This is a genomic window from Pseudomonas sp. H1_D04, from assembly GCF_054683855.1.
Genome location: NZ_CP162826.1, coordinates 3,887,807 through 3,911,710, shown reverse-complemented (window position 1 = coordinate 3,911,710; position 23,904 = coordinate 3,887,807). Strand labels below are relative to the sequence as shown.

Here is a 23,904-nt window from a genome sequence, read left to right as displayed (position 1 = left end):
CAAGGTTAACCAAGCATAGGGCGGGAAGACAGCTCAGTCTTCGACCTGGCCCAGTTCGCGTTGGGCGCGCAGGTCACCGGCACGGGCGGCCATGCGCAGCAGGTCGTGACCGATACGGCGGTCGCGGGCATTGCCGCATTCACGGCACATCAATTGGCCCAGGCGGCTTTGTGCGGCGACGACGCCTTCACGAGCCGGCTGCTTGAGCAAGCGTCCGGCGAAGTGTTTGACGTTGCTGCTGTGTCCCAGGCGCGGGCTGTCGAGCAACCACAGGGCCACTTTCAATGAGAAGCGCTTGGGTGCGGTAACAGTCTGTAGGGTGTCGGTAACAGAAGGTGATACTGAGCGAAACTTCATAAAGCACTGTGGGACAGAACGGAAGGCGCGCCACTCTACTCTTTTTTTCGTACAGGTAAAGCTCAAAAAACCGTGCACGCCCGTGCTAGAGCAAGCGCTTGGGACAATCCACAGAAGCTGTGGATAACTCAGTGGACAACCTACCTTAAACTCGCGCAAAGGCCCATGGAGCGGGGCTCGCAGTCAAACTGACGATTTTTTCACCAATAAAAAAAAGCCAGATTTTTCATTGACTTAAATTTCCATTACAGGCAAATGGCGAGGCTGCGATGCGATGGACAGCCTGGTTACACCTGCCGCAACCAATGTGCACAAGTACCGATCCGATGGTTATATCCCCGGCTTTTTTTGGAGCGACTGCCTTCAAAAACGTTACCGCGAAGCCAATTGGGGACTTTTCAAATCTTTACCGGCTCTCCACACTGCCCGACGGGCAACGCAATGCGGACTAGGTCGATGAAAGGAATTCTGTTATTCGCTGTGCTGTTACTGGCCATCTGCGCCATCTCATTGTGGATTAATGCCGCGCTGCCATCGCCGGATGGGGCGCTGTTCGCCATCGCTATCTTGCTGTCGGCCGCTTTCACGGCAATAAGCCTGTGCATCGAGCTGGGCGAGGGCCGCATCAACGATATGCGCGATGTGATGAAGGTCGTTGAGACCGGCCAATCACTGCGCCTGACCTTAGCCGCCTATGGGCTGGGCTGTTCGATGGCCGCAGCTGTCACCGTACTGGTCTACCGCAGCCTGCTGGCTGGCTGATTGAAGTTTTTTTGGTAACACACTTCCATTACCTGTTTCATTCCGTTACTATCCGCGGCGTTAGTACCAAGCTGAAAGTCAATTCTGGTCGAACAACTCCCCTGAACAACACGGGATCGACCACCTCGAAGGTTTCCAGGTATCACTTGCGACGACATTGCCTTTGAACAAGCAAAGGGTGTCGCGAAGTTTCCATACTCTGACCGAACCAACCTGCAAATTGATCAGGATCTTCACCCTGGGCCCAGAACCTTTGCCCCTGTTGTGCTGCCTGCCCTCCTAAGTACCTACCTGCCAGCCCAAGCGCGCCTAACTTATTAGCGCTTCAAACTGGCTGCTTTGTTCCAGTCAGGTTCTTCGTTTGATCAATGGTGATCAACGTTACTGGAACGTTTTAACGTTGCACGGCTCTTAATCCGTGTCATTTGTAGGAACACCAATAATATGAACGCTCAAATCCATACTCAGGATGCCATTCGCACCCTCACTAATGCTTTTGCCCCAATGAACTGCCTGATCATGGCCGCTCGCAAAGGCTGCTTCAGCTTCACACTGGTCAACGAACACGGCATCGCTCGTCACAGCGAACGCCTGTACCCCGATCAATACTCCAGCGCAGAACCGCTGCAGGCCGTGATCGAGCGTACCCGTCAGGCACTGGTTGCCTGATCGACCCGAGTCGCTGAAACACAAAAAACCCTGTTTAAAACACAGGGTTTTTTATTGCCTGCGATTCCTGAATTGCGAAGTTTTACTAAGTTCAAATCGATATAAACATTATAACTGGTTGAATAAGATGTTTTAAAAACAGGCCTTTACATCGTGAATATGACACTACACTTCAACTCAAGCGGCGTGATCCGCTTCCGGCGAGCCTGAGATCCGATCCACTGCTGCCAAGCCCCCTCCTTCTCAGGTCTCGTCGACCACTTTCACGGATTGAGGCTTGTATGGGTATCGCTGCCAGTGAATTGTGTCGTTATGTAATCCGACCGACGCTGATGTACCTCGACCGACAGAGCCCAACGGCAGAGTCTCTGCTCCTGGGTATCGCGGCCAGCCAGTCGGAATTGGGTTCCGCCTTGCACGATCGACGCGGTCACGGCCTGTACAGCATCACCGAACCCCGTCATCGCGCCCTGTGGGACACCTACCTGGCACTCGACCCCGAGCGTGCCAGTCTGGTGCGCGGGCTGGCCAGCCAACACGCCTTTCTCAGCGCCCCACAATTGGAGCTCACCGTAAACCTGCGTTACGCCACCGCCATCGCATGGCTTCTGGTGGAACAACACAGCCCTGCCCTGCCTCCATCCGGTGACGTTTTAGCGATGGCACGTATCTGGAAAGAAATATTTCATCCGCAAGGAAGGCTGCGAGATTTCACCCAAACCTGGCAAACCTGTGTTTCACCCATGAATCACGTGGCCTGCTGACCGGGCAATTTGCAAGATTCGCCAAAAACGCTGAATTTTGGTCGGATTGTCCTACAAAACCGCTCTATCTCCGACATTACAGCCTATAGCGCGATGTTAATTTTATTGGTACTTTCCGCAGCGGTGATCACCACGGAGTTCTAATAATGAAAAAAGTAATGCTCAAGACCACACTTAGCCTCGCCGTTGCCATGGCATCCTCCCAACTGTTCGCAAGCGGCTTTGCACTGAACGAACAAAGCGTGAGCGGGATGGGTACGGGTTTCGCAGGTCGCTCCTCTTCTGCCGATGATGCAAGCACTGTTTACGGTAACCCTGCCGGTATGGCTCGCCTGAATGGCCAGCAGATCACGGGCGGTGTTGCTGCCATTGATGCTTCGACCGATATCAAGGACGCAAGTGGCCGCCCAAGCGGCTCCAACAAAGGTGATATGGTTCCGTTCACTGCGGTGCCATTCGGCTTCTACACCAACAAACTCAACGATCAGTGGGCCATCGGCTTCGGCGTCTATGCACCGTTCGGTCTGGTGACCGACTACGAAAACGGCTTCCAGGGCCGTGGCTTTGGCAGCAAGAGCGAAGTGAAGGTCATGACCTTCCAGCCGACTGTCAGCTATGCCTTCAACGACAAGGTTTCCATCGGTTTTGGTCCGACCATCAACCGCATCTCCGGGGTGTTGGAGTCGGACAAGACATTGGTAATCGGCGCGCCTTTCTCGGACACCAACGTCAAGATCAAGGGTGATGACACCGCACTGGGCTTCAATGTCGGTGTGCTGGTCCAGGCAACCGATACTACCCGCGTCGGCCTGACCTACCACTCCAAGGTCAATTACAAGCTTGAGGGGCACACCACCGTCAGCGGTCCGGCCCAGACTCAAGGCGCGCTGCGTAACAACCGTTACGACGCCTCCTTGAAAATCGAGACCCCGGAATCCTACGACCTGTCGGTCACTCAAGACCTGACCGATGCCTGGAAAGTGTACGGCGGTGCAACCTGGACACGCTGGAGTCGCCTGAAAGAGATCACCGTCAACAACGAAGGTGTGACTGGGACAAACGGTGGCGCCCTGGCCCCTAGCCGAATCGCCAACATCACCGAAGAACAAAACTGGCACGACACCTGGGCCTATGCCGTGGGTACCTCATACCAGTTGACCAAGCAGGTGGTACTGCGTACCGGCCTGACCTTCGACCAGTCGCCAACCAACAACACCGATCGTTCGCCACGTATTCCTACTGGCGACCGGACGATCTTCAGCGTGGGCCTGGGCTACAAGGTCATGGATAACATGACGGTCGACCTGGCGTACTCCTACCTCAAGGAAGAAGACGTCAAGGTCAATAACACCTCGCTGCCGTCCAACTACAGCGCCAAGTACGAAAACAGTGCCAACGGTTTCGGCCTGGGCATGACCTACACCTTCTGATTCAGGCAGGTGTAAAAAAGCCCCGCTCTCCTGCAAAGGAGGCGGGGCTTTTCATTGGGCGCGGATCAGGGTTTAGACGCTATCGCCTGCTCCACCGCCTTGATCAGCTCCGGGCTGTCCGGCTTGGTCAGGCTGGAAAAATCGGCAATCACCTTACCCTGGCGATCCACCACGTACTTGTAGAAATTCCACTTCGGCGCGTTGCTCTGCTGTGCCAACACCTTGAACAGATTCACTGCATCAGGGCCCTTGACCTTCTGCGGCTCGGTCATGGTGAAGGTCACGCCGTAGTTCACGTAGCAGACCTTGGCGGTCTCCTCGCCGGTCTTGGCTTCCTGCTTGAAGTCATCGGACGGCACGCCGATCACTTCCAGCCCTTGATCCTTGTAGCGTTGATACAAGGCTTCGAGGCCTTTGAACTGCGGGGCGAATCCGCAAAAGCTCGCGGTGTTGACGATAACCAAAGGCTTGCCGGCAAAGCGCTGGCACAGGTCGATGGATTCCTTGGCGCGCAGTTTGGGCAATTGGCCTTCAAGCAAAGGTGGGCAATCAGCAGCCAACGCCACACCGCCAAAAGCCGCCATCAGCACAGGTACAGCCAGCCAGCGCATCTGCATGTCGAAACGTCCTTTCAAGAGTTCAGGGATCGAACTTAACAGATCGACATACCCAGTTGCATCAATGCCAGCCCGCCGCGCTGCCAGCCCCACCATGCCAGCACCAGCAGGATGAGCCCCGCAATAATCAATAAACCCTGTGCTTTCAGGCTCATGCCGCCTCCATTTGCGCCTGTAGACGCGCCACCGGCCGCTCGCGTACCGGCCAATTGAGGGCGGCTGCGAGCAGGCTCAACACAATGGCACCTTGCCAGATCAAATCGTAGTTGCCGGTTCGATCATAGACCACCCCGCCCAACCAACCGCCGAGGAACGAACCAATCTGATGGAACAAGAACACAATCCCACCGAGCATCGAAAGATTTCGCACGCCAAACAAGGTGGCTACGGTGCCGTTGGTCAGCGGCACCGTAGACAACCACAGCAAGCCCATCGCCATGCCGAACAGGTAGGCGCTGAGTTGGGTCACCGGCGCCCACAGGAACAGCACAATCACCACCGCTCGTAACAGGTACAACCCGGTCAGCAGACGCGGCTTGGACATACGTCCACCCAGCCAACCGGCAGTGTAGGTACCGACGATATTGAACAGGCCAATCAATGCCAGCACGGTGGTGCCTGTGGTGGCCGGCAAGTGCTGATCCACCAGATAGGCCGGCAGGTGCACACCGATAAACACCACCTGGAAACCACAGACGAAAAAGCCAAAGGCCAGCAGCCAGAATCCGGAGTGTCCGCAGGCTTCGTGCAATGCCTCGCGCAAGGTCTGCTGCCCGGCCAGTACCGGCAGCGGCCGATCCTTGAGCATGCTGACCAGCGGCAAGATCAACGCCACCATCAGGCCCAACGCAAGCAGTGCTGCGGACCAGCCCAGCCAACTGATCAAGCCTAAGGTGCCGGGCACCATAGCGAACTGGCCGAATGAACCTGCGGCGCTGGCAATACCCATGGCCATGCTGCGTTTTTCCGGCGCCACGGCACGGCCGACGACCCCAAGAATCACCGAAAACGAGGTTCCAGAGAGACCGATACCAATCAGCAGACCGGCACTCAGCGAAAGCGACCACGCGGAATCGGACAGGCCCATCAACACGAGGCCCACGGCGTACAGCACTCCACCTACAAATACCACTTTGGTCGCGCCGAACCGGTCGGCCACCGCCCCCGCAAATGGCTGCGCCAGGCCCCAGATCAGATTCTGCAGCGCAATCGCCAAGGCGAACGTGCCTCGACCCCAGCCGAATTCACTGCTCATTGGCGCAAGGAACAGGCCGAAACCGTGTCGCACCCCCAATGACAACGCCAGGATCAGCGCACTCCCCACTAGGATCCAACCACTGGTGCGCCACATCGAGGTCATTTCTTATTCTCCGCTCGCGGGTATATACCCGCTTATGTTCGAACAAGCTCGCCTTCAGGCGAGCTCATCCAGCAAGGCCAACAAGGTTTCGCGTTTATCCGCGCCGAGTTGATCGATCAATTTCTGTTGCGCTGCTTCCCAGGCTGGCAAGGCCGCAGCCAGCCGTTCTGCACCCGCCTCGGTCAGCAGCACCAGGCGATTTCGCAGGTCATTGCCCTCGACCAACTGGACCAATCCTTCGCACTCCAACACCCGGAGATTGCGCCCCAAGGTGCTGCGGTCCAGCCCCATGGCGTCCGCCAGGCTGGAAATGCTCGGCTGATCAAGGCGCTGCAGGTTACACAGCAAAGAATACTGGGCAACGTTGATCCCGAAGCCGTCGAGGGCGCCGTCGTAGTGCCTGCTGACGCCACGGGCGGCGCGTCGCAGGTTGGTGCATAAACATTGGGAGGCAAGCATGGAACGTGTATATACCCGCGATTATTGAAATGCAAGAAAGTGTTACAGCGCCAGACCGACCAATACAGCGACTTCCAGCAGCTCCAACAAGGCCCCAGCGGTGTCGCCGGTGGTGCCGCCGAGGCGATTGACCATCAACTGGCGCAGACCAATGAAGCAGATCGCCGCGAGCAGCACCGCGATCCCACCACTGAATCCCCCGATAAGAATGCAGGCCAGACCACTGAGGATTAGCACCTGTTGGCCGACGAGCCGAGGTAAATGATCCGACAATGCCTGACCTAACCCGCCAGCACGCACATAACGAGTGGTCAGAAACAACGCCAGCATCGAGGCCCGCCCGATCAGCGGTGCCAAAATGAGCGCAGCACCGTTGTGTTGCTCAATCAAGGCCACCAGTGCAGTGAACTTGAGCAGCAACACCAAGCCCAGCGTGACCACCGCAATCGGTCCGCTGCGGGGGTCTTTCATGATGGTCAGGGTGCGCTCACGGTCGCCAAAACCACCGAGCCAGGCGTCCGCGCTATCCGCCAGGCCATCCAAGTGCAACCCGCCACTGAGCAACACCCAGGCCGTCAGCAGCAGCGCGGCATGCAGCAACAATGGCGCCCCCATCAGCGCCGTATTCAAACCCCACAACAGCAAACCGAACAGCAGCCCGACTACCGGATAAAACAGCAACGAGCGCCCCAACTCCTGTGGCTGCGGCATGCCCGGCAAGCGAATCGGCAGGCTGCTGAGAAATTGCAGGGCGATCCAGAACGGCAGCATCGTCAGATTCCTTCCTTCAACACGCCATCGGCAGCGACCTGCAAGCTGAACAGCCCACCATGGCCGACTTCGACATTCAGCAACTGCTCGCGGGGCAAGCCTCGGGCCTGGGCCAATAGCAAACGCATCACCCCGCCATGACTGACTAACAGCACGCGCTCACCAGCATAGTCCTGATGCAAGCGTGAGACGGCGCTCAAAACACGTTCGGAAAATTCCCTGACCGGCTCACCCTCAGGTGGCGTGAAGCTATAGGGATCGGCCCAGAACAGGCCCAAGCCTTCGGCGTCGGTTTCCATCAACGCCGCCGCGCTCTGTCCTTCCCAAGCGCCGAAGTGCAGCTCTTGCAGGTCTTTTTCCAAGCTCACCGGCACCTTCAGCCGCGCCGCCAACTCATCAGCGAAGCGCGCGCAGCGTTGCAGCGGCGAACTGATGAGCCGGTCCCAAGGCCCCTGCGCTATGACGGCGGCGCGCATCTGCTCCCAGCCTTTGGCGGTCAAGGCGTCATCCAGGCTGCCACGCAGGCCGCCGCCCAGCTCGGTTTCGCCGTGGCGCAGCAGGTCCAGGTGCAAAATCATGCCGGACGGTCTGCCACGGCCGCTTCAGCAAAGGTCGCCATCTGCCCGTGCAGCGCACACGCCAGGCGCAACAACGGTACCGCCAACGCGGCGCCGCTGCCTTCGCCCAGGCGCAAGCCGAGTTCGAGCAACGGTTGTGCATCAAGGCTTTGCAGCACATGACGATGACCCGGTTCAGCGCCCCGATGGCCGAACAACAGCCAATCGCGGCAGTCCGGATTCAGACGCGTGGCCACCAGTGCGGCGACCGTGCAGATAAACCCATCCACCAGCACCACCACGCTTTCTTGGGCGCACGCCAGATAAGCTCCCACCAACGCAGCAATCTCAAAGCCGCCCAGGTTGAACAGCGTGTGCAGTGCGTCACCACGCTGCCCGGCATGCAACGCCAACGCGCGTTCGATCACGGCAACCTTGTGGCTCACCCCTTCAGCGTTCAACCCTGTACCCGGGCCGGTCAGATCGCTGACGTGGCAATCGAGCAACGCACACGCCAACGCACTGGCGGCGGTGGTGTTGCCGATGCCCATTTCGCCGCCGATAAACAACTGCGCACCGCTTTCACGGGCACGCAGCACGCTGTCGCGACCCGCTTGCAATGCCAATTGCCCCTGGGCCACGGTCATTGCCGGGCCCTTGACGAAGTTGGCGGTGCCCGTGCCGATATTCAGGTGACGCACGCCCGGCAGGCTCAGCGACGGGTTCACCGTACCGAGGTCGACCACCTCCAACTGCCCATCCAATTGCCGCGCCAGTACGCTGATGGCCGCACCACCGGTGACAAAGTTATGCAGCATCTGCCCGGTCACTTCCTGGGGATACGCCGACACACCTTCGGCAACCACGCCGTGATCCCCGGCAAAAATCGCAATCCACACGTGATCAACCGAAGGTTTGACCTGGCCCTGCAAGCCAGCCAATTGCACGGCCAGCGCTTCCAACTGACCGAGGGAACCGGTGGGCTTGGTCAATTGCTGCTGGCGCGCCAGGGCCTGTTCGTACGCCGAGGCGTCAATCGCCTTACAAGGGTTGAGCCACCAGGTGTCAGTCATAACGCAATACCTTTCAAAGTCAGGGGCAGGCCGGCAACCGTCAGGACAACACGCTGACACCGCTCGGCCAAAGCTTGATGCAGCCAACCGGCTTCATCCACATAGCGGCGAGTCAATTCGCCCAGCGGCACGACACCCATTCCGGTCTCGTTGCTGACAAAAATGATTTCCCCCGGCAGCGTGGCCAGGGTTTCCAGCAATTGATCGCGCTCAAACACCAAGCGCTCTGCGCCTTCGAGCATCAGCAGATTGGTCAGCCACAGGGTCAGGCAATCCACCAGCAAGCAGCGACCGGGTGCGGCGTTTTCGCGTAGCACACGCGCCAGCTCGACAGGCTCTTCGATCAAACCCCAATGATCAGGGCGACGCTCGCGATGCGAGGCAACGCGGGCATTCATCTCGCCGTCAAGCGGCTGACTGGTGGCGATATAGATGACGGGCAAAGCACTGTCGCTGGCGAGCTTTTCGGCCAGGCGGCTTTTACCGGAACGAGCGCCGCCTAAAATCAGTTGAAGCATGAGACACCCCCTACCCATTCACCCATCCACGATGCGAAGCGAGTCGTTTTTGATCCTGCTTTTGATCTGAAGTCGCCCCGTAAACCACGCTGGCCGAACGCAGGAATGGATATGTACACCGAAAGCCCCCTCCCACCTTTGAACCGTGTGTACACCATTAAATCCCACACAGTTTGCGCAACAAATCGGTGTCCAAATGGTTCTCCACCAGATCGGCCAGGCGTTCGATATCGCGCTCGCGCAGGGCGTGGTAGTCCACCTCCTGCACATCCTGCAACCCTGCCCAACGCAGCAACGCACTGCAGGCCGCCGGGGTCTCGAACAAGCCATGCAGATACGTGCCGAGAATCTGCCCGTCAGCACTTTGCGCGCCGTCACGGCGACCGTCCTCCAGCAGTACGGCGGCGTTCGACAGAGCAGCGCCACACGTCACACCCGCATGAATCTCGTACCCGCTGACCTCAGCATCCTCCAGCAACAACCGCCCCCGCACATTGCGCAGTTGCTTCTCTTCTTCCAAAGTCGTGCTGAACGCCAACAACCCCAAGCCGTCACTGGAACCCGCCGCTCCTTCCAGCCCCAATGGGTCATGCACCTGCTCGCCCAGCATCTGCAACCCGCCGCAAATCCCCAGCACCTTGCCGCCATACCGCAAATGCCGTGCTACGGCGGTATCCCAGCCATTGGCACGCAGATACGCCAAATCACTGCGCACGCTTTTCGAGCCCGGCAGGATGATCAGGTCGGCGGCAGGAATCGACTGGCCCGGACCGACAAACTGCAAATCCACCTGAGGATGCAGGCGCAGTGGGTCAAAATCCGTGTGATTGCTGATGCGCGGCAATACCGGCACCACCACCTTGAGCACCTGCGCCGCCTTGTCGATCTGACGCTGGTCGATGCCGTCTTCAGCCTCCAAGTGCAAATCCATCACGTAGGGCAAAACCCCCACCACCGGTTTGCCAGTGCGTGCTTGCAGCCAATCCAAACCGGGTTGCAACAGCGCGATATCGCCGCGAAAACGGTTGATGACGAAGCCCTTGACCCGCTCTTGTTCGGTGGGCGAAAGCAATTCCAAGGTGCCGACCAGATGGGCAAACACACCGCCGCGATTGATGTCGGCGATCAGCAGCACTGGGCAGTCGACGGCTTCGGCGAAGCCCATGTTGGCAATGTCATTGGCGCGCAGGTTGATCTCCGCCGGGGAGCCTGCGCCTTCCACCATTACCACCGGATAGGCTTCGCTCAACCGTGCGTGGGAGGCCAGCACTGCCTGCATGGCGATGGCTTTGTAGTCGTGATAGGCCACGGCGTTCATGGTGGTCACGGCGCGGCCGTGGATGATCACTTGGGAACCGGTGTCGCTGTTGGGTTTGAGCAACACCGGGTTCATGTCAATGTGGGGCGCCAGATTAGCTGCCTGGGCCTGCACCGCCTGGGCGCGGCCGATCTCGCCGCCTTCGGCCGTCACGGCACTGTTGAGCGCCATGTTCTGCGGCTTGAACGGCACCACTGCGACGCCCTGGCGTACCAGCCAGCGGCACAGCGCGGTCACCAGCGTACTTTTGCCGGCGTCGGACGTGGTGCCTTGCACCATCAGCGTACTCATGAAGCATCCTTATAGGCGGCCAGTGCGGCGTCGAGGCGCAACCAATCGGCCTCGGTGTCGGGCAGGCCGAAGCGCAGGCTGCTGTCGTGGACGAACAGGCGCAAGAGGATGCCGCGCTGGGCCATGAATTCGTGCATGCGTTCGGCGTGCGGGGTGATCAGCCATTGGAACAACGCGCAGCCGCCCTGAGGCTGAAATCCGTGGCGCTCAAGCAGCGTGAACAATCGCTCGCCAGCCTCGACGCAACGCGCCCGCTGACGGGTATGCCCGGCAGTGTCGCGCAGGCACACTTGCCCCAACACGCGTGTCGGTCCGCTGACGGCCCAAGGCCCGACCTGTTCAGCGAGCAACTTGAGCAACTTGCGTTCGGCCAGCACAAACCCCAGACGCACGCCGGCCAGGCCAAAGAACTTGCCGAACGAGCGCAACACAATCAGACCGACCTGATGAGCCTGGCCTGCCAAACTCAACTCCGGCGTCACGTCCATAAACGCTTCGTCCACCACCAGCCAGCCGCCGCGCTGGGCCAGCCGTGTGTGCCAGTCCAGCAGGCGTTGGGGAGTCAGGCTCTGGCCTGTAGGATTGTTGGGATTGACCACCACCAAAACGTCGAGGCTATCGAGGAAGAAGTCGACTTCCTGTTCCTGCACCTCGCGCACTACATACCCGGCGCGGCGCCAGGCTTCGGCATGCTCGGCATAGCAAGGCGACAGCACGCCGACTTTGCCGGATCGGCGCAGGCGCGGCAGCAACTGGATCGCCGCCTGGGAACCGGGCACCGGCAATAAATGCGCGGCCCCGTAGTACTCGCTGGCAGCCTGTTCCAAGCCGTCGTCGGTCTCTGGCAATCGTGCCCAGGCACGCTGCGGGATCGGCGGGATCGGCCAGGGCCAAGGCGCGAGACCGCTGGACAGGTCAAGCCAGTCGGCCTCGGCAATCCCGTATTGAATGGATGCTTTACGCAGTCGGCCACCGTGTTCAAGCATAGAATTGCGCCCCCACACATAGGATCAGCAGCCACAACCATACGCCGCGCTGCACCAGTTGCCAGCCTCGGTCGATGGAGTCGGCATCCGCCGCCGGGCCTTCGCCCAATGGCGGACGCTGGTGCACTTCGCCGTGATAAATCGCAGCACCACCCAATTCAACACCCAAGGCGCCTGCGCCGGCAGCCATCACCGGCCCGGCGTTGGGGCTGTCCCAGGTCGGGCCCTGGGTGCGCCAGCATTTGAGGGCCAGGCGGGTTTTGCCGAGCACGGCGTAGGTCAAGGCCACCAGGCGGGCCGGAATGTAGTTGAGCACGTCGTCGATTTTCGCTGCGGCCCAGCCGAAGCGCTCGAAGCGTTCGTTGCGATAGCCCCACATGGCATCAAGGGTGTTACTCAATCGGTAGAGCACCACGCCCGGTACGCCAGCGACCACGAACCAGAACAGCGCGGCGAATATCGCATCGCTGCCGTTTTCCAATACTGATTCGGTGGCGGCGCGGGCGACTTCGGTGCGATCCAGCTCGCTGGTCTGGCGGCTCACCAGGTAACTCACCCGCGTGCGGGCTTCATCCAGGTCATCGCTGCGCAACGCCTGGGCCACCGGCATCACATGCTCGCCGAGGCTGCGCATACCGAGGGCGCAGTACAACGCCAGAATCTCCAACACCCAGCCGATATACGGCGCCCACGACAACGCGGTGGCCAGCAGCGTCAGCGGCACCACGGCGATAAACCACGCCGTCACGCCGTGACTGCGCCAGCCACGGCCGCCACTGTTGAAACGTTGCTCGATGCGCCCGGCAAAATTGCCGAACGCCACCAGCGGATGCCAGCGCCTGGGCTCGCCCAGTAGCGCATCCAACGCCACTGCAGCGACACACAGCAAGGCCACACTCATTGACTTACTCCCCACGTATTCTCATACAACATGTCACTCAGCGGACGCGGTTCGGTCCAGCCTTCGAGCTGCAACATCGGTGCCGGATAGAACTCGACAACCGGCCCCAGGCACAACACAGCCAGAGGTTTTGCGCCGGGCGGCAGGCCCAGCAAATCGGCCAGGGCCTGGGGCTCAAACAACGAGACCCAGCCCATGCCAAGGCCTTCCACGCGAGCGGCCAGCCACAGATTCTGGATCGCGCAGGACAGCGAGGCCATGTCCATCTCCGGCAAGGTGCGCCGGCCGAAAATATGGCGCTCGCGATCATCCATCAATGCCGCCACCAGTACTTCGGCACAGTCATTGATGCCTTCGACCTTAAGCCTCATGAACTCATCGGTGCGCTCGCCAAGGGCCTCGGCTGTGCGCACGCGCTCTTCTTCCACCAGTTGCTGGATCTGCCCGCGCAGGTGGCGGTCGCTGATGCGGATAAAACGCCAGGGCTGCATGAGGCCGACACTCGGCGCCTGATGCGCGGCCTGAAGCAGGCGGTGGAGCAATTCAGGGGCGACAGTGCCACCGCTGAAGTGGCGCATGTCGCGGCGTTCGGCAATGGCGCGGTAAACGGCATCGCGGTCGGCCTGGGGGAAGGCGTTGTCAGTCATGGCGCTATCGTGGGTAAAAACAATGCGGCCACAGCAGCCGGATTCGACGGAAAGTAGAAGTGCACGTAAGAGGCCGTCATCCGCCCCTGTCGGTAGACCGCTTCGGCCCCGCGCCCACCATTGGGGCTCAGACCACGGGCAATCGGTTGCCATTCGGTGCTGGTCAGGGAGTGGTGATAGGTATGGCCGCGCAGTACGCCTTCCGGCAATTCGACGCTTTGCAGCGCCAGGGCCGCCAGTTTCTTTTGCATCACTGCATCACCCTGCAACAGGCCGAGCAGTTCGGCGCGGTTGCCGTCGACGTCGGTGAGGGAGTTCAGCAGGTAGAGCATGCCGCCACACTCAGCGAGCAACGGCTTACCCGCCGCATGGTGAGCACGGATGGCGTCGAGCATCGGAGTATTTTCCGACAACGCCTGGTGGTGCAGTTCCGGGTAGCCGCCAGGCAGATACAGACTGTCGGCGTCAGGTAATTCGCGATCGTGGATCGGGGAGAAAAATGTCAGCTCAGCGCCCATCGCCCGCAACAGGTCAAGACTGGCGCCGTAGGTGAAGGCGAAGGCTTCGTCGCGGGCCACGGCAATGCGGAAACCGGCCAACAACGGCTCAGCTTTCATCACTTCAGGCGCGGCGAAGGTCACGGGCGGCGGTAAAGCGACTTCGCAACTGCTGCCCAAGGCTTGGGCGGCGGCGTCCAGGCGTGCATCGAGGTCATTCAGTTCGCTGGCTTGCACCAGGCCCAGATGACGGCTCGGCAGCTCGATTCCCGTCTCGCGGGACAGCGCGCCGTACCAGCGCAGGCCTTCAGTGAGGCTACCTTCGAGCAATTGCGCATGGCGCAACGTGCCGACGCGGTTGGCCAACACGCCCGCGAACGGTAGATCCGGCTGGTAGCGCGCAAGGCCCAGCGCCAGAGCACCAAAGGTTTGGGCCATGGCGGTGCCATCAATCACGCCCAGCACCGGCACGCCGAAATGCCGCGCCAGGTCGGCACTGGAGGGCGTGCCGTCGAACAGACCCATCACGCCTTCGATCAGGATCAGGTCGGCCTCCCCCGCCGCTTCCCACAGCAGGCGGCGACTTTCCTGCTCGCCCACCATCCACATATCCAATTGATACACCGGCGCACCGCTGGCGCGTTCGTGGATCATCGGGTCCAGAAAGTCCGGACCGCATTTGAACACGCGCACCCTACGTCCCAGATTGCGGTGCAAACGGGCCAGGGCGGCGGTGACGGTAGTTTTGCCTTGGCCGGACGCCGGTGCGGCGATCAATACGGCCGGGCAATGACGGGGCTGATTCAAAGTTCGACGCCCTTCTGTGCCTTGATACCGGCCTGGAATGCGTGTTTGAGCATGCCCATTTCGGTGACGGTGTCGCCCATCTCGATCAGCTCCGGCTTAGCGCCACGGCCAGTGACCACCACGTGTTGCATCGGCGGGCGGGCTTGCAGGTCGCTGAGTACTTGGTCCAGGTCGAGGTAACCGTGCTTGAGGGCTATGTTCAGCTCGTCCAGCACCACCAGGCCGATGGTTGGGTCTTGCAGCAGTTCGCGGGATACCGCCCAGGCTGCCTCGGCGGCGGCGATATCGCGCTGGCGGTCCTGGGTTTCCCAGGTAAAGCCTTCGCCCATGACGTGGAAACGCACTTGCTCGGGGAAGCGGCGGAAAAACAACTCTTCGCCAGTGCTGTTACGCCCCTTGATGAACTGCACCACACCGCATTGCATCCCATGGCCCATGGCGCGAGCGAGCATGCCAAACGCTGAGCTGCTCTTGCCTTTGCCGTTGCCGGTGAGTACCAGCAGCAAGCCGCATTCGTTAGGGGAGTTGGCGATGCGCTCGTCGATCACGGCTTTTTTGCGCAGCATGCGCGCCAAGTGGCGTTCGTCGCGGTCGGGGGTATCGGTCATGGCAGCTCTCCGTTGGGGCTGGACAAAAACGGCGGGCAGGAAAAAGAAAAAACAGACAGCCAAGCATCGCCCACCGTGATGCTGTTGGATGATCCAGGCCGGTCTCCGGGCTCATGAGTGGCGCAGCTCTTGTAGAGAGCAAGCAGGCCAACGCTGCGCCTTCCCATATCGCACGCGATACAGTGGCAAAAGCAGCGTCTTGACTCATTTACCGTTGCGGGGGCAGCGCCGGAATTGCGGCGGCGCTGTGTACAAGCGCGCTCACTCACCGGCTTCCCTGTTTCACTCTGTCGACCCATGGGTCACAGAGCACCTGGAACAAGCGGCGAAGGTTAGTGGGTTGGGGGTGGAGCGTCAATGAAAGCTGGTCGAGTACTTGAACCATCGCACCACCGCCCTCCTCTACCCTTACAGGTATCAAGGAGAACACCATGCATAAAACCAGACTCGCCCTGTTAATCATGCTTGCCGGCACCCTCGCGGCGTGCGGAGAAAGCTCAACCCTGAAGGTTTCCGACGGCACCGGCCCCTCGCCCCGACTGCCGGAACCGAACAAAACGCTGATCCCTACCGTCAACATCGCTCCGGCCATCGGCTGGCCAGATGGCGCGAAGCCAACGGCAGCCCCCGGCACCCAAGTGGCCGCGTTCGCCGAGGGCCTCGACCACCCGCGCTGGCTGTATGTGTTGCCTAATGGCGATGTGCTGGTGGCGGAAACCAACGCACCGCCCAAACCGGATGACGCCAAGGGCATACGCGGCTGGGTCATGGAGAAGGTCATGGGACGTGCCGGCGCCGGGGTGCCGAGCCCGAACCGTATCACTCTATTGCGCGATGCCGACCACGACGGCGTCGCCGAAACACGTACGGTGTTCCTGGAAAACCTCAATTCGCCGTTCGGTATGACCCTGGTCGGAAACGACCTGTATGTGGCCGACTCGGACAAGCTGCTGCGTTTCCCCTATCAGCCAGGCGAAACTGCCATCAAGGCCCAAGGCTCCAAGGTGGTCGACTTGCCAGGCGGCCCTCTGAACCACCACTGGACGAAAAACGTGGTGGCCAGCAAGGACGGCAGCAAGCTGTACGTGAGCGTCGGCTCAAACAGCAACGTCGGTGAAAACGGCCTGGAGGCGGAACAGGGGCGTGCCGCGATCTGGGAAGTCGACCGCGCCAGCGGCCAGCACCGTATTTTCGCCTCCGGCCTGCGCAACCCCAATGGCATGGCTTGGGAACCGCAGAGCGGCAAGCTGTGGACGGCGGTGAACGAGCGCGACGAGATCGGCAGCGACCTGGTGCCGGACTACATCACCTCGGTCAAGGACGGCGGTTTCTATGGCTGGCCGTTCAGCTATTACGGCCAGCATGTGGATGTGCGCGTCACGCCGCAGAACCCGGACCTGGTCGCCAAGGCCATTGCGCCGGACTACGCCGTAGGGCCGCACACCGCTTCTTTGGGCCTGACGTTCGCCGAGGGCAGCAAACTCCCGGCGCCGTTCAGCAACGGCGCATTCATCGGCCAGCATGGCTCGTGGAATCGCAAGCCGCACAGCGGCTACAAGGTAATTTTCGTGCCATTCGAGGCAGGCCAGCCTAAAGGCCAGCCGGTGGACGTGCTGACCGGCTTCCTCGATAAAGATGAGAAAGCCATGGGCCGCCCAGTGGGCGTGGTGATTGATCAGCAAGGGGGTTTGCTGGTAGCGGATGACGTGGGGAACAAGGTATGGCGGGTGTCGGCGGCCAAATAAACGCCCCCAGAAGCATCACAAAACCAATGTGGGAGGGGGCTTGCTCCCGATAGCAGTGGGTCAGGCACAGACACTGTGACTGATACTTCGCTATCGGGGGCAAGCCCCCTCCACAATTAGTTCGGTATTGGGTTCAGGGATTACGTGCCAGGTTTGCTGGCAATACCCGCTTGGCGCTCAGATAAGCATTCTGCCAATACGCCTTGGACAGGGTATCGAGCTTCACCGTACCGCCGGTTTGCGGCGCATGGACAAAGCGGCCCTCGCCCACATAGATCCCAGCATGGCTGACCTGCGAACCACCACCGGTGGCGAAGAACAGCAGGTCACCGGTTTGCAGGTTCTGCTCACTCACGTCCTGAGCGCGCATCACGATCAGCTCACGGGTAGTGCGTGGCAGGGAAATGCCGGCGGCGTCACGGAACACAAAGCCGATCAGGCCACTGCAATCAAAGCCCGAGTCCGGCGTGTTGCCACCCCAGCGATAAGGCGTGCCGACCAGGCCCAGCGCACGGAAGAGCACGTCTTCAGCAGCAGGCGAGAAGTTCTGAGTGGCGTAGTTGAATACTGGCTTGGGCTTGACCGCGACAGGAGCAGGCGGCGGACGGCTGGCGCAGGCGCTGAGCAGCGCGGCGCAAACGAGAAGAACTAGGCGGGCTGACGTCGACATGTGCAGAACAATCCTGATCTGGATGCGGCTTTCGCTGCCGAACGCTGAAAACCAGAACGCGCAAGCAAGGCTCGCGCGAACGGATTACAACAATGTCCAGGGATTCTAGCGCTTACACGTCAAACTTCAAGTATCACTTTAAGTTTACTTGCTAGCGGTAACGGTCGTCGGGGCCATGGCGAGTGCACGCTTGGCTTCGATGAAGGTTTTGCTCCAGTAACTGTCGCCCAGGTTGTCGACTCGGACACCGCCACTGCGACGGCTGCTGGAGTGGATAAACTGGTTATCACCCAGGTAAATACCGGCGTGACTGACACGACCACGACCTGCAGTACTGAAGAAAAGCAGATCACCGGGCTTGAGGTTGTTGCGCGCGACCAACGGTGCGTTCACGTTGATCATTTCGCGAGTGGAGCGTGGCAAGTTCATGCCAGCTTCTTCACGAAACAGATAGCCGATGAAACCGCTGCAGTCGAAACCGGCTTCGGAAGTACCGCCAAAACGGTAACGGGTACCGATCAGGGACATGCCGCGTTCGAGAATGCTGTCGGCCAGAACTGGAAGCTGATAAGGCTTGCTGCCGGAGAAATCGGCCAGTTCTTTCTCTGTTGCAACTTCTTCCTCATAGACAGTGGAAGACTGCGCTGCAACAAATTTTGCCTGGGAATGTTGTTGAGGCTTTTGCTGCTCAACCACCTGCTGAGGGTGGGAGGCGCAACCAAACAACAGGGTAACGAGTGCGAGAGGCACGAGGGGTGCGAAGCGATTTAGCATGGGCACGACCGTGGCTGATGTGTAAAGAAGCCGAGACTATGCCCTCTATCACATCGATTTGCAAATTCAATCGTGATCTATGTGACTTCCTGTTTGGACTATGACATCTAAGCCCTTAACACCCTATACGCACCTTTCGCGTGGCCAAACCGGCCCAAACGCGGGTTTTCTGACGCCTGGAATTTGCCAAAACCCCTGCAAACATAGGGGTTGCTACCAGCCGAGGGTTTCTTTGAGAAAGGGAATGGTCAGTTTACGCTGGGCCTGCAAGGAGGCTTGATCGAGCTGTTCGAGCAAATCGAACAACGCACTCATGCTGCGAGTGCCACGGGTGAGGATAAAGTGTCCGACTTCGTCGGTGAGGTGCAGGCCGCGGCGAGAGGCACGCAGTTGCAGGGCGCGCAATTTGTCTTCGTCGGAGAGCGGGCGCATCTGGAAGATCAGCGCCAGGGTAAGGCGCGACTTGAGGTCGGCCAGTTTGACGGGCAACTCGCGGGGCGATGTGGAGGCAGCAATCAACAAGCGCCGTCCGCTGTCTCGCAGGCGGTTGAACAGATGAAACAGCGCCTCTTCCCAATCGGCCTTGCCAGCAATCGCCTGTAGGTCATCCAGGCACACCAGCTCGTATTGCTCAAGGTTGTCGAAGATCCCGATACCGCGGTCCATCAATTCAGCCAAAGGCAGGTACACCGCCGGCTCGCCCATTTGCTCGAAGCGCAAGCAGGCGGCCTGCAACAGGTGAGTACGCCCCACGCCGTGCTTGCCCCACAGATAGATCAGGCTTTCAGTCCACCCGGCGTCGGCTTCGCAGAGCCGCTCGACATAGCCGAGTGCAGCGGCATTGGCGCCTGGGTAGTAATTGATAAAGGTGGCGTCATCACGCAGACGCACACCTAAGGGCAGCTGAATCGGTTTCATGCTGACTGAACGGCTCCCATCGAACCGCTAGTGGCCTCTGTGTAAAGTTTGCAAAGTTTATACCCGTGACGCGGGGCGCACAATGCAGCAGACCACAAGCAAAATCAAAGGTTTGCGTTAACTTGCCGGTTTTACGCGGATTGTTTGACGCCATCCCCCCATAAACAACAAACCCGGCAGAAGCCGGGTTTATGAAGCAGCGGTTACAGGTCGGGGTCTTCGACGCCCGTGTACACATCCGAATCCTTGTACAAATCGTGCATATGGCGCACCAGCACCATGATCACCGCCGCCACCGGCAATGCCAACAAGATGCCGGTAAAGCCAAACAGCTCGCCCCCCGCCAGGATCGCAAAGATTACCGCCACCGGGTGCAGACCGATCCGGTCACCCACCAACAACGGCGTCAGCACCATGCCCTCAAGGGCCTGGCCGACCATGAACACCGCAACAATCCCGAGCATCGGATACAGGTCACCACCAAACTGGAACAGGCCAGCCACGAGCGCCGCGCCGATGCCGATCACAAAGCCCATATAAGGAACGATAGCCGCCAGGCCAGCGATCAGGCCGATCAACAGGCCCAGCTCCAGGCCGATGGCCATCAGGCCGGCGGCGTAGATAACGCCCAGGGCCAGCATCACCAGCAACTGGCCACGCACGAATGCGCCAAGGACTTCATGGCACTCACCGGCCAGGGAGACGATGCGCTCCTCACGATCACGCGGCAGCAAGCTGCGGATCTTGGCCATCATGATGTCCCAGTCGCGCAGCAGATAGAACGCCACCACCGGGATCAGCACGAGATTGGTCAGCCAGCCGATCAACGCCAGGCTCGACGCAGTCGCCTGACTGAGGATCACGCCGACGATATCGGTGGTTTGCCCCATATGCTCACTGATCGCCGCCTTGACCTTATCGAACTTCCAGAAGCCGTCCGACAACCCCAACTTGGCCTGGGCCCACGGCATTGCCGTGTGCTGCAACCAGTCGAGCATCTGCGGCGCCAACTCATAGAGACGAAACAGTTGCTTGGCCAGCATCGGCACCAACACCAGCACCAGCGCGGTGATGATCAAGGTGAACAGCGCAAACACCGCCACTACGCCCAAGGTCCGCGACAGCCCGGCTTTCTCCAAACGATCCACCACCGGATCGAACAGATAGGCCAGCAGCAACGCAACCAGGAACGGCGTCAGGATCGAATGCAGCAAGAACACAAAAACGCACAGCAGGACGATCCCGCCAAGCCACACCCAACGACGCGTATCCGCCATAAACCACTCCATTGCTTCTATATAAGGAAGAACTGTTACCAACGAAAACGCAGTTGCGCCTGAGGCTCAGGCGCAGCGGCCGGTTGCGCGCCCTCAGCGACTGGCTGCGTAGCCGGCGCCTCGCCCGCAGGGATCTCCTGCAGCTTGGCCAGGCTCAACTGGGTGCGCAACTGATCGGCGCTCCCGTTAACCCGATACACAATGCGATTGCCGTCAACCCACTGCGGCTGGCCACCAAACGGCTCCAGCAGATGACCCAGTGCCGCGTAGCGCTCCAGGGTCATCCCCTGCACTTCCAGCAGTTGTTCGGTGCTCACGCCAGGCTTGACCGCAAAACGCGGCGCCAATTTCTGGCTGACCGCCAGCATCACTGCATCGGCCACCGCGCCGGTGTCGGCGCCTTGGGCCGTCCCCTGGTCGCTCTTGTCACCCAGCCACAGGCGCCATTTGGCCTGCCATTGGTTACCTTCCTGACGCGCGTGCACGGCAAGCAACGCGTCGGCGCCGTAGCGCTCGGATGCGGCGCGCAACGGTGTGGCGTCGGCACTCTCCAGGTTCGGCGCCGTGGCGACGACCTGCTCATCCAGATCGCCCAGCGGCAGACGCAACGGCAAGCCACGGTGCTGGGCTGCATGACGCAGCGCCTGGGCGACGGTCTGGCCATCCCCCACCAGGCTGCTGCCTTCAGTGGAATCGTTCAACCACCAGCCGAGGATCGACGGCCGATTGCTGCCCCAGATCGACAGGCCCGCATCACGCAGAGCGCGGTCGGTGCTGACCGGGTCGAAATCCACTTGCAGACTCTCGGGTGGGCCGGCGTCGTAACCGTATTGCGTGATGATTTGCTGCGGATCCTTGCGAATCGCCGCCAGGCCTGGGCCGTCGGCGGCTTTGGCGTCGCCGGTCAGGCGGATTACCAGGGTCTGCACCGCGCGCTGGGTGGCCTGGTCGCGCTCTTGGGGCGATTGGCTGCTGACGGGTTCAAGTACTTGATAAAGACCATTGAGGGTTTCGGCATGACTCGCCAGGCTGACCAACGACAAGCAGCCCATAAAGAAGAATTTACACAGACGCATGGAAGATTCCCGAACGACAAATTTAGCGGCTGGAACAGACCGCGTGAACTCGGTTTGCCAAGGCTGTGACCACGGCAACCGGTAAAACATTCACAGGGTCCTGGTAAGTTTTCATGCTGTCATAACGATAGCGGGTTCAAGGCTATACCTTAATACGTGCCACGGCTGACGCGATTAGCATTTTTTTAACCTATATGACCCTGCCCGTCGGCCCGAGGATGGCCGCTGCCCCTCAAGCCTGATAAAATCGCGCGCCTTCGCAGACCGTCATCGGCTGGGCCTTTTACCAAAAGCCCCTGCCCGCTCGGTCGTTACCCCTGAATCCCCCCTAAAGGCCTGGATCATGAGCAAGCAACCCTCCCTGAGCTACAAGGACGCCGGTGTAGACATCGACGCCGGTGAAGCATTGGTCGAACGCATCAAGAGCGTCGCCAAGCGCACTGCGCGCCCCGAAGTCATGGGCGGCCTGGGCGGTTTTGGCGCCCTCTGCGAAATCCCGGCCGGCTACAAGCAGCCTGTTCTGGTTTCCGGCACCGACGGTGTGGGCACCAAGCTGCGCCTGGCACTGAACCTGAACAAGCACGACAGCATCGGCATCGACCTGGTGGCCATGTGCGTCAACGACCTGGTGGTATGCGGCGCCGAGCCATTGTTCTTCCTTGACTACTACGCCACCGGCAAGCTCAACGTCGAGACCGCTACCCAAGTGGTAACCGGCATTGGCGCGGGTTGCGAACTGTCGGGTTGCTCCCTGGTAGGCGGCGAAACCGCTGAAATGCCAGGCATGTACGAAGGCGAAGACTACGACCTGGCCGGTTTCTGCGTGGGTGTTGTAGAGAAAGCTGAAATCATCGACGGCTCCAAAGTGGCTGCCGGTGACGCCCTGCTCGCCCTGCCATCCTCTGGCCCGCACTCCAACGGTTACTCGCTGATCCGCAAGATCATCGAAGTGTCCGGTGCCGACATCGAGAACATCCAACTCGACGGCAAGCCACTGACCGACCTGCTGATGGCCCCGACCCGCATCTACGTCAAGCCACTGCTCAAGCTGATCAAGGACACTGGCGCGGTCAAAGCCATGGCCCACATCACCGGCGGCGGCCTGCTGGACAACATCCCGCGCGTCCTGCCAAAAGGCGCTCAGGCGATCGTCGACGTGGCCAGCTGGCAGCGTCCTGCGGTATTTGACTGGCTGCAAGAGAAAGGCAACGTCAATGAAACCGAAATGCACCGCGTGCTGAACTGCGGCGTGGGCATGGTGATCTGCGTAGCGCAAGAGCACGTTGAAACTGCGCTGAACGTCCTGCGTGAAGCTGGCGAGCAGCCTTGGGTCATCGGCCAGATCGCCACCGCTGCCGAAGGCGCGGCCCAGGTTGAACTGAAGAACCTCAAGGCTCATTGATGTCTCAGACCTGTGATGTTGTGGTGCTGCTCTCCGGCACCGGCAGTAACTTGCAGGCCCTGATCGACAGCACGCGCACCGACGACAGCCCGGTGCGCATCGCTGCGGTGATCTCCAACCGCAGCGACGCCTACGGCCTGCAACGTGCCAGGGACGCGGGTATCGAAACCCGCTCGCTGGATCACAAGGCTTTCGAGGGCCGCGAGGCCTTCGACAGCGCCTTGATCGAACTCATCGATGCCTTCAACCCCAAACTCGTGGTACTGGCCGGATTCATGCGAATCCTCAGCGGCGATTTCGTGCGGCACTACGACGGGCGCCTGCTGAATATCCACCCTTCCCTGCTGCCCAAATACAAAGGCATGCACACCCATCAGCGCGCCCTTGAAGCCGGTGACAGTGAGCATGGCTGCAGCGTGCACTTTGTCACCGAGGAACTCGATGGCGGGCCTCTGGTCGTACAGGCAGTGGTTCCGGTAGAGTCTGACGACTCGGCGCAGACACTTGCGCAACGGGTTCATACCCAGGAACACAGGATTTACCCGCTGGCTGTGCGCTGGTTTGCCGAGGGGCGGTTGATTCTTGGTGACCAGGGTGCATTATTGGACGGTCAGTTACTTGCGGCCAGCGGCCACTTGATTCGAACCTAG

26 protein-coding genes and 1 riboswitch are annotated in these 23,904 nt (G+C 60.2%); of the genes, 7 read left to right on the top strand and 19 right to left on the bottom strand.

All coding sequences use genetic code 11. The features are described 5' to 3' along the window. Nucleotides 1-33: 33 nt before the first annotated feature. A complete protein-coding gene (locus tag AB4N82_RS18160; protein WP_032887821.1) occupies nt 34-357 on the bottom strand; it encodes an SEL1-like repeat protein in 324 nt (107 codons plus the stop codon). 456 nt (nt 358-813) lie between these two features. On the opposite strand from AB4N82_RS18160, the gene AB4N82_RS18155 reads away from it, so the two are divergent. From AB4N82_RS18155 to AB4N82_RS18140, 4 genes are all read left to right on the top strand, one after another. Beyond that, nucleotides 814-1,119, top strand: a complete 306-nt coding sequence (locus AB4N82_RS18155) for a hypothetical protein (protein ID WP_122764578.1) — start codon at nt 814-816, stop codon at nt 1,117-1,119. Between the two features lie 444 nt (nt 1,120-1,563). After that, entirely contained in the window at nt 1,564-1,788 is a 225-nt protein-coding gene (locus AB4N82_RS18150; RefSeq protein WP_003175353.1) for a hypothetical protein, read from the top strand. 281 nt (nt 1,789-2,069) lie between these two features. After that, the gene (locus AB4N82_RS18145) at nt 2,070-2,552 is read left to right on the top strand and encodes a hypothetical protein (RefSeq protein ID WP_032887818.1); all 483 of its coding nucleotides are present in this window, start codon (nt 2,070-2,072) and stop codon (nt 2,550-2,552) included. A gap of 146 nt (nt 2,553-2,698) precedes the next feature. After that, nucleotides 2,699-3,982 carry an OmpP1/FadL family transporter gene (locus AB4N82_RS18140; protein ID WP_122754441.1) on the top strand — a complete coding sequence of 428 codons (1,284 nt, stop codon included), beginning with the start codon at nt 2,699-2,701 and terminating at the stop codon, nt 3,980-3,982. Between the two features lie 65 nt (nt 3,983-4,047). Here AB4N82_RS18140 and AB4N82_RS18135 read toward each other — a convergent pair whose 3' ends face one another. From AB4N82_RS18135 to cobO, 13 genes are all read right to left on the bottom strand, one after another. Next, nucleotides 4,048-4,599, bottom strand: coding sequence for a glutathione peroxidase (locus AB4N82_RS18135; protein WP_032887814.1), 552 nt, complete (start codon nt 4,597-4,599; stop codon nt 4,048-4,050). Nucleotides 4,600-4,750: 151 nt separating this feature from the next. Next, a complete protein-coding gene (locus AB4N82_RS18130) occupies nt 4,751-5,950 on the bottom strand; it encodes an MFS transporter (RefSeq protein WP_163035004.1) in 1,200 nt (399 codons plus the stop codon). Between the two features lie 63 nt (nt 5,951-6,013). Continuing rightward, entirely contained in the window at nt 6,014-6,418 is a 405-nt protein-coding gene (locus tag AB4N82_RS18125; protein WP_032887810.1) for a MarR family winged helix-turn-helix transcriptional regulator, read from the bottom strand. 42 nt (nt 6,419-6,460) lie between these two features. Continuing rightward, nucleotides 6,461-7,189, bottom strand: coding sequence for an adenosylcobinamide-GDP ribazoletransferase (locus tag AB4N82_RS18120; RefSeq protein WP_122681144.1), 729 nt, complete (start codon nt 7,187-7,189; stop codon nt 6,461-6,463). Nucleotides 7,190-7,191: 2 nt separating this feature from the next. Next, nucleotides 7,192-7,767 (bottom strand): alpha-ribazole phosphatase family protein, encoded by a 576-nt coding sequence (gene cobC / locus AB4N82_RS18115; RefSeq protein WP_122764577.1) that lies wholly within the window; start codon nt 7,765-7,767, stop codon nt 7,192-7,194. Next, entirely contained in the window at nt 7,764-8,819 is a 1,056-nt protein-coding gene (gene cobT / locus AB4N82_RS18110) for a nicotinate-nucleotide--dimethylbenzimidazole phosphoribosyltransferase (RefSeq protein WP_122764576.1), read from the bottom strand. Before cobT ends, cobC begins: the two co-directional genes overlap by 4 nt. After that, the gene (gene cobU, locus AB4N82_RS18105; protein WP_122764575.1) at nt 8,816-9,337 is read right to left on the bottom strand and encodes a bifunctional adenosylcobinamide kinase/adenosylcobinamide-phosphate guanylyltransferase; all 522 of its coding nucleotides are present in this window, start codon (nt 9,335-9,337) and stop codon (nt 8,816-8,818) included. Before cobU ends, cobT begins: the two co-directional genes overlap by 4 nt. A gap of 157 nt (nt 9,338-9,494) precedes the next feature. Next, the gene (locus AB4N82_RS18100) at nt 9,495-10,946 is read right to left on the bottom strand and encodes a cobyric acid synthase (RefSeq protein WP_122764574.1); all 1,452 of its coding nucleotides are present in this window, start codon (nt 10,944-10,946) and stop codon (nt 9,495-9,497) included. Next, nucleotides 10,943-11,932 (bottom strand): threonine-phosphate decarboxylase CobD, encoded by a 990-nt coding sequence (cobD, locus tag AB4N82_RS18095; protein ID WP_095185413.1) that lies wholly within the window; start codon nt 11,930-11,932, stop codon nt 10,943-10,945. Before cobD ends, AB4N82_RS18100 begins: the two co-directional genes overlap by 4 nt. Next, nucleotides 11,925-12,833, bottom strand: coding sequence for an adenosylcobinamide-phosphate synthase CbiB (gene cbiB, locus AB4N82_RS18090; RefSeq protein ID WP_032887795.1), 909 nt, complete (start codon nt 12,831-12,833; stop codon nt 11,925-11,927). Before cbiB ends, cobD begins: the two co-directional genes overlap by 8 nt. Then, nucleotides 12,830-13,480 (bottom strand): 5,6-dimethylbenzimidazole synthase, encoded by a 651-nt coding sequence (bluB, locus tag AB4N82_RS18085; RefSeq protein ID WP_099603000.1) that lies wholly within the window; start codon nt 13,478-13,480, stop codon nt 12,830-12,832. Before bluB ends, cbiB begins: the two co-directional genes overlap by 4 nt. Continuing rightward, nucleotides 13,477-14,784, bottom strand: coding sequence for a cobyrinate a,c-diamide synthase (locus AB4N82_RS18080; RefSeq protein WP_122764573.1), 1,308 nt, complete (start codon nt 14,782-14,784; stop codon nt 13,477-13,479). Before AB4N82_RS18080 ends, bluB begins: the two co-directional genes overlap by 4 nt. Beyond that, nucleotides 14,781-15,392 (bottom strand): cob(I)yrinic acid a,c-diamide adenosyltransferase, encoded by a 612-nt coding sequence (gene cobO, locus AB4N82_RS18075; protein WP_027603802.1) that lies wholly within the window; start codon nt 15,390-15,392, stop codon nt 14,781-14,783. The genes AB4N82_RS18080 and cobO overlap by 4 nt, the downstream gene beginning before the upstream one ends. Nucleotides 15,393-15,471: 79 nt before the next feature. Beyond that, nucleotides 15,472-15,724: riboswitch (cobalamin riboswitch) on the bottom strand. Between the two features lie 99 nt (nt 15,725-15,823). Between cobO and AB4N82_RS18070 the strand changes: the two genes are divergently transcribed. Further along, nucleotides 15,824-17,137 (top strand): PQQ-dependent sugar dehydrogenase, encoded by a 1,314-nt coding sequence (locus AB4N82_RS18070; RefSeq protein WP_122764572.1) that lies wholly within the window; start codon nt 15,824-15,826, stop codon nt 17,135-17,137. Between the two features lie 133 nt (nt 17,138-17,270). On the opposite strand, the gene AB4N82_RS18065 is transcribed toward AB4N82_RS18070, so the two are convergent. From AB4N82_RS18065 to AB4N82_RS18045, 5 genes are all read right to left on the bottom strand, one after another. Next, nucleotides 17,271-17,807: a C40 family peptidase gene (locus AB4N82_RS18065; protein ID WP_099602998.1), complete on the bottom strand. Its 537-nt coding sequence runs from the start codon at nt 17,805-17,807 to the stop codon at nt 17,271-17,273. A 144-nt stretch (nt 17,808-17,951) separates the two neighbouring features. Beyond that, entirely contained in the window at nt 17,952-18,581 is a 630-nt protein-coding gene (locus AB4N82_RS18060; RefSeq protein ID WP_032887785.1) for a C40 family peptidase, read from the bottom strand. 213 nt (nt 18,582-18,794) lie between these two features. Continuing rightward, entirely contained in the window at nt 18,795-19,499 is a 705-nt protein-coding gene (gene hda / locus AB4N82_RS18055; protein WP_032887783.1) for a DnaA regulatory inactivator Hda, read from the bottom strand. 203 nt (nt 19,500-19,702) lie between these two features. Further along, nucleotides 19,703-20,776, bottom strand: a complete 1,074-nt coding sequence (locus tag AB4N82_RS18050; protein WP_032887781.1) for an AI-2E family transporter — start codon at nt 20,774-20,776, stop codon at nt 19,703-19,705. 35 nt (nt 20,777-20,811) lie between these two features. Beyond that, on the bottom strand, nt 20,812-21,852 hold the full coding sequence (locus tag AB4N82_RS18045) for a DUF2066 domain-containing protein (protein ID WP_122764570.1): 1,041 nt from the start codon (nt 21,850-21,852) through the stop codon (nt 20,812-20,814). Nucleotides 21,853-22,195: 343 nt separating this feature from the next. On the opposite strand from AB4N82_RS18045, the gene purM reads away from it, so the two are divergent. Both purM and purN read left to right on the top strand, forming a co-directional pair. Then, the gene (gene purM, locus AB4N82_RS18040; protein WP_014719398.1) at nt 22,196-23,254 is read left to right on the top strand and encodes a phosphoribosylformylglycinamidine cyclo-ligase; all 1,059 of its coding nucleotides are present in this window, start codon (nt 22,196-22,198) and stop codon (nt 23,252-23,254) included. Further along, on the top strand, nt 23,254-23,904 hold the full coding sequence (purN, locus tag AB4N82_RS18035; protein WP_122764569.1) for a phosphoribosylglycinamide formyltransferase: 651 nt from the start codon (nt 23,254-23,256) through the stop codon (nt 23,902-23,904). Before purM ends, purN begins: the two co-directional genes overlap by 1 nt.

Bases quoted from the DNA above. Each gene is read 5' to 3' on its own strand.
- AB4N82_RS18060 (WP_032887785.1), bottom strand. From the start codon at position 18,581: ATGCTAAATCGCTTCGCACCCCTCGTGCCTCTCGCACTCGTTACCCTG.
- bluB (WP_099603000.1), bottom strand. From the start codon at position 13,480: ATGACTGACAACGCCTTCCCCCAGGCCGACCGCGATGCCGTTTACCGC.
- AB4N82_RS18120 (WP_122681144.1), bottom strand. From the start codon at position 7,189: ATGCTGCCGTTCTGGATCGCCCTGCAATTTCTCAGCAGCCTGCCGATT.
- AB4N82_RS18155 (WP_122764578.1), top strand. From the start codon at position 814: ATGAAAGGAATTCTGTTATTCGCTGTGCTGTTACTGGCCATCTGCGCC.
- AB4N82_RS18140 (WP_122754441.1), top strand. From the start codon at position 2,699: ATGAAAAAAGTAATGCTCAAGACCACACTTAGCCTCGCCGTTGCCATG.
- AB4N82_RS18050 (WP_032887781.1), bottom strand. From the start codon at position 20,776: ATGGCGGATACGCGTCGTTGGGTGTGGCTTGGCGGGATCGTCCTGCTG.
- AB4N82_RS18130 (WP_163035004.1), bottom strand. From the start codon at position 5,950: ATGTGGCGCACCAGTGGTTGGATCCTAGTGGGGAGTGCGCTGATCCTG.
- AB4N82_RS18065 (WP_099602998.1), bottom strand. From the start codon at position 17,807: ATGTCGACGTCAGCCCGCCTAGTTCTTCTCGTTTGCGCCGCGCTGCTC.
- purN (WP_122764569.1), top strand. From the start codon at position 23,254: ATGTCTCAGACCTGTGATGTTGTGGTGCTGCTCTCCGGCACCGGCAGT.
- cobT (WP_122764576.1), bottom strand. From the start codon at position 8,819: ATGACTGACACCTGGTGGCTCAACCCTTGTAAGGCGATTGACGCCTCG.
- AB4N82_RS18125 (WP_032887810.1), bottom strand. From the start codon at position 6,418: ATGCTTGCCTCCCAATGTTTATGCACCAACCTGCGACGCGCCGCCCGT.
- AB4N82_RS18160 (WP_032887821.1), bottom strand. From the start codon at position 357: ATGAAGTTTCGCTCAGTATCACCTTCTGTTACCGACACCCTACAGACT.
- purM (WP_014719398.1), top strand. From the start codon at position 22,196: ATGAGCAAGCAACCCTCCCTGAGCTACAAGGACGCCGGTGTAGACATC.
- AB4N82_RS18145 (WP_032887818.1), top strand. From the start codon at position 2,070: ATGGGTATCGCTGCCAGTGAATTGTGTCGTTATGTAATCCGACCGACG.
- hda (WP_032887783.1), bottom strand. From the start codon at position 19,499: ATGAAACCGATTCAGCTGCCCTTAGGTGTGCGTCTGCGTGATGACGCC.
- cobU (WP_122764575.1), bottom strand. From the start codon at position 9,337: ATGCTTCAACTGATTTTAGGCGGCGCTCGTTCCGGTAAAAGCCGCCTG.
- cobO (WP_027603802.1), bottom strand. From the start codon at position 15,392: ATGACCGATACCCCCGACCGCGACGAACGCCACTTGGCGCGCATGCTG.
- AB4N82_RS18045 (WP_122764570.1), bottom strand. From the start codon at position 21,852: ATGCGTCTGTGTAAATTCTTCTTTATGGGCTGCTTGTCGTTGGTCAGC.
- AB4N82_RS18135 (WP_032887814.1), bottom strand. From the start codon at position 4,599: ATGCAGATGCGCTGGCTGGCTGTACCTGTGCTGATGGCGGCTTTTGGC.
- AB4N82_RS18100 (WP_122764574.1), bottom strand. From the start codon at position 10,946: ATGAGTACGCTGATGGTGCAAGGCACCACGTCCGACGCCGGCAAAAGT.
- AB4N82_RS18070 (WP_122764572.1), top strand. From the start codon at position 15,824: ATGCATAAAACCAGACTCGCCCTGTTAATCATGCTTGCCGGCACCCTC.
- AB4N82_RS18150 (WP_003175353.1), top strand. From the start codon at position 1,564: ATGAACGCTCAAATCCATACTCAGGATGCCATTCGCACCCTCACTAAT.
- cbiB (WP_032887795.1), bottom strand. From the start codon at position 12,833: ATGAGTGTGGCCTTGCTGTGTGTCGCTGCAGTGGCGTTGGATGCGCTA.
- cobC (WP_122764577.1), bottom strand. From the start codon at position 7,767: ATGATTTTGCACCTGGACCTGCTGCGCCACGGCGAAACCGAGCTGGGC.
- cobD (WP_095185413.1), bottom strand. From the start codon at position 11,932: ATGCTTGAACACGGTGGCCGACTGCGTAAAGCATCCATTCAATACGGG.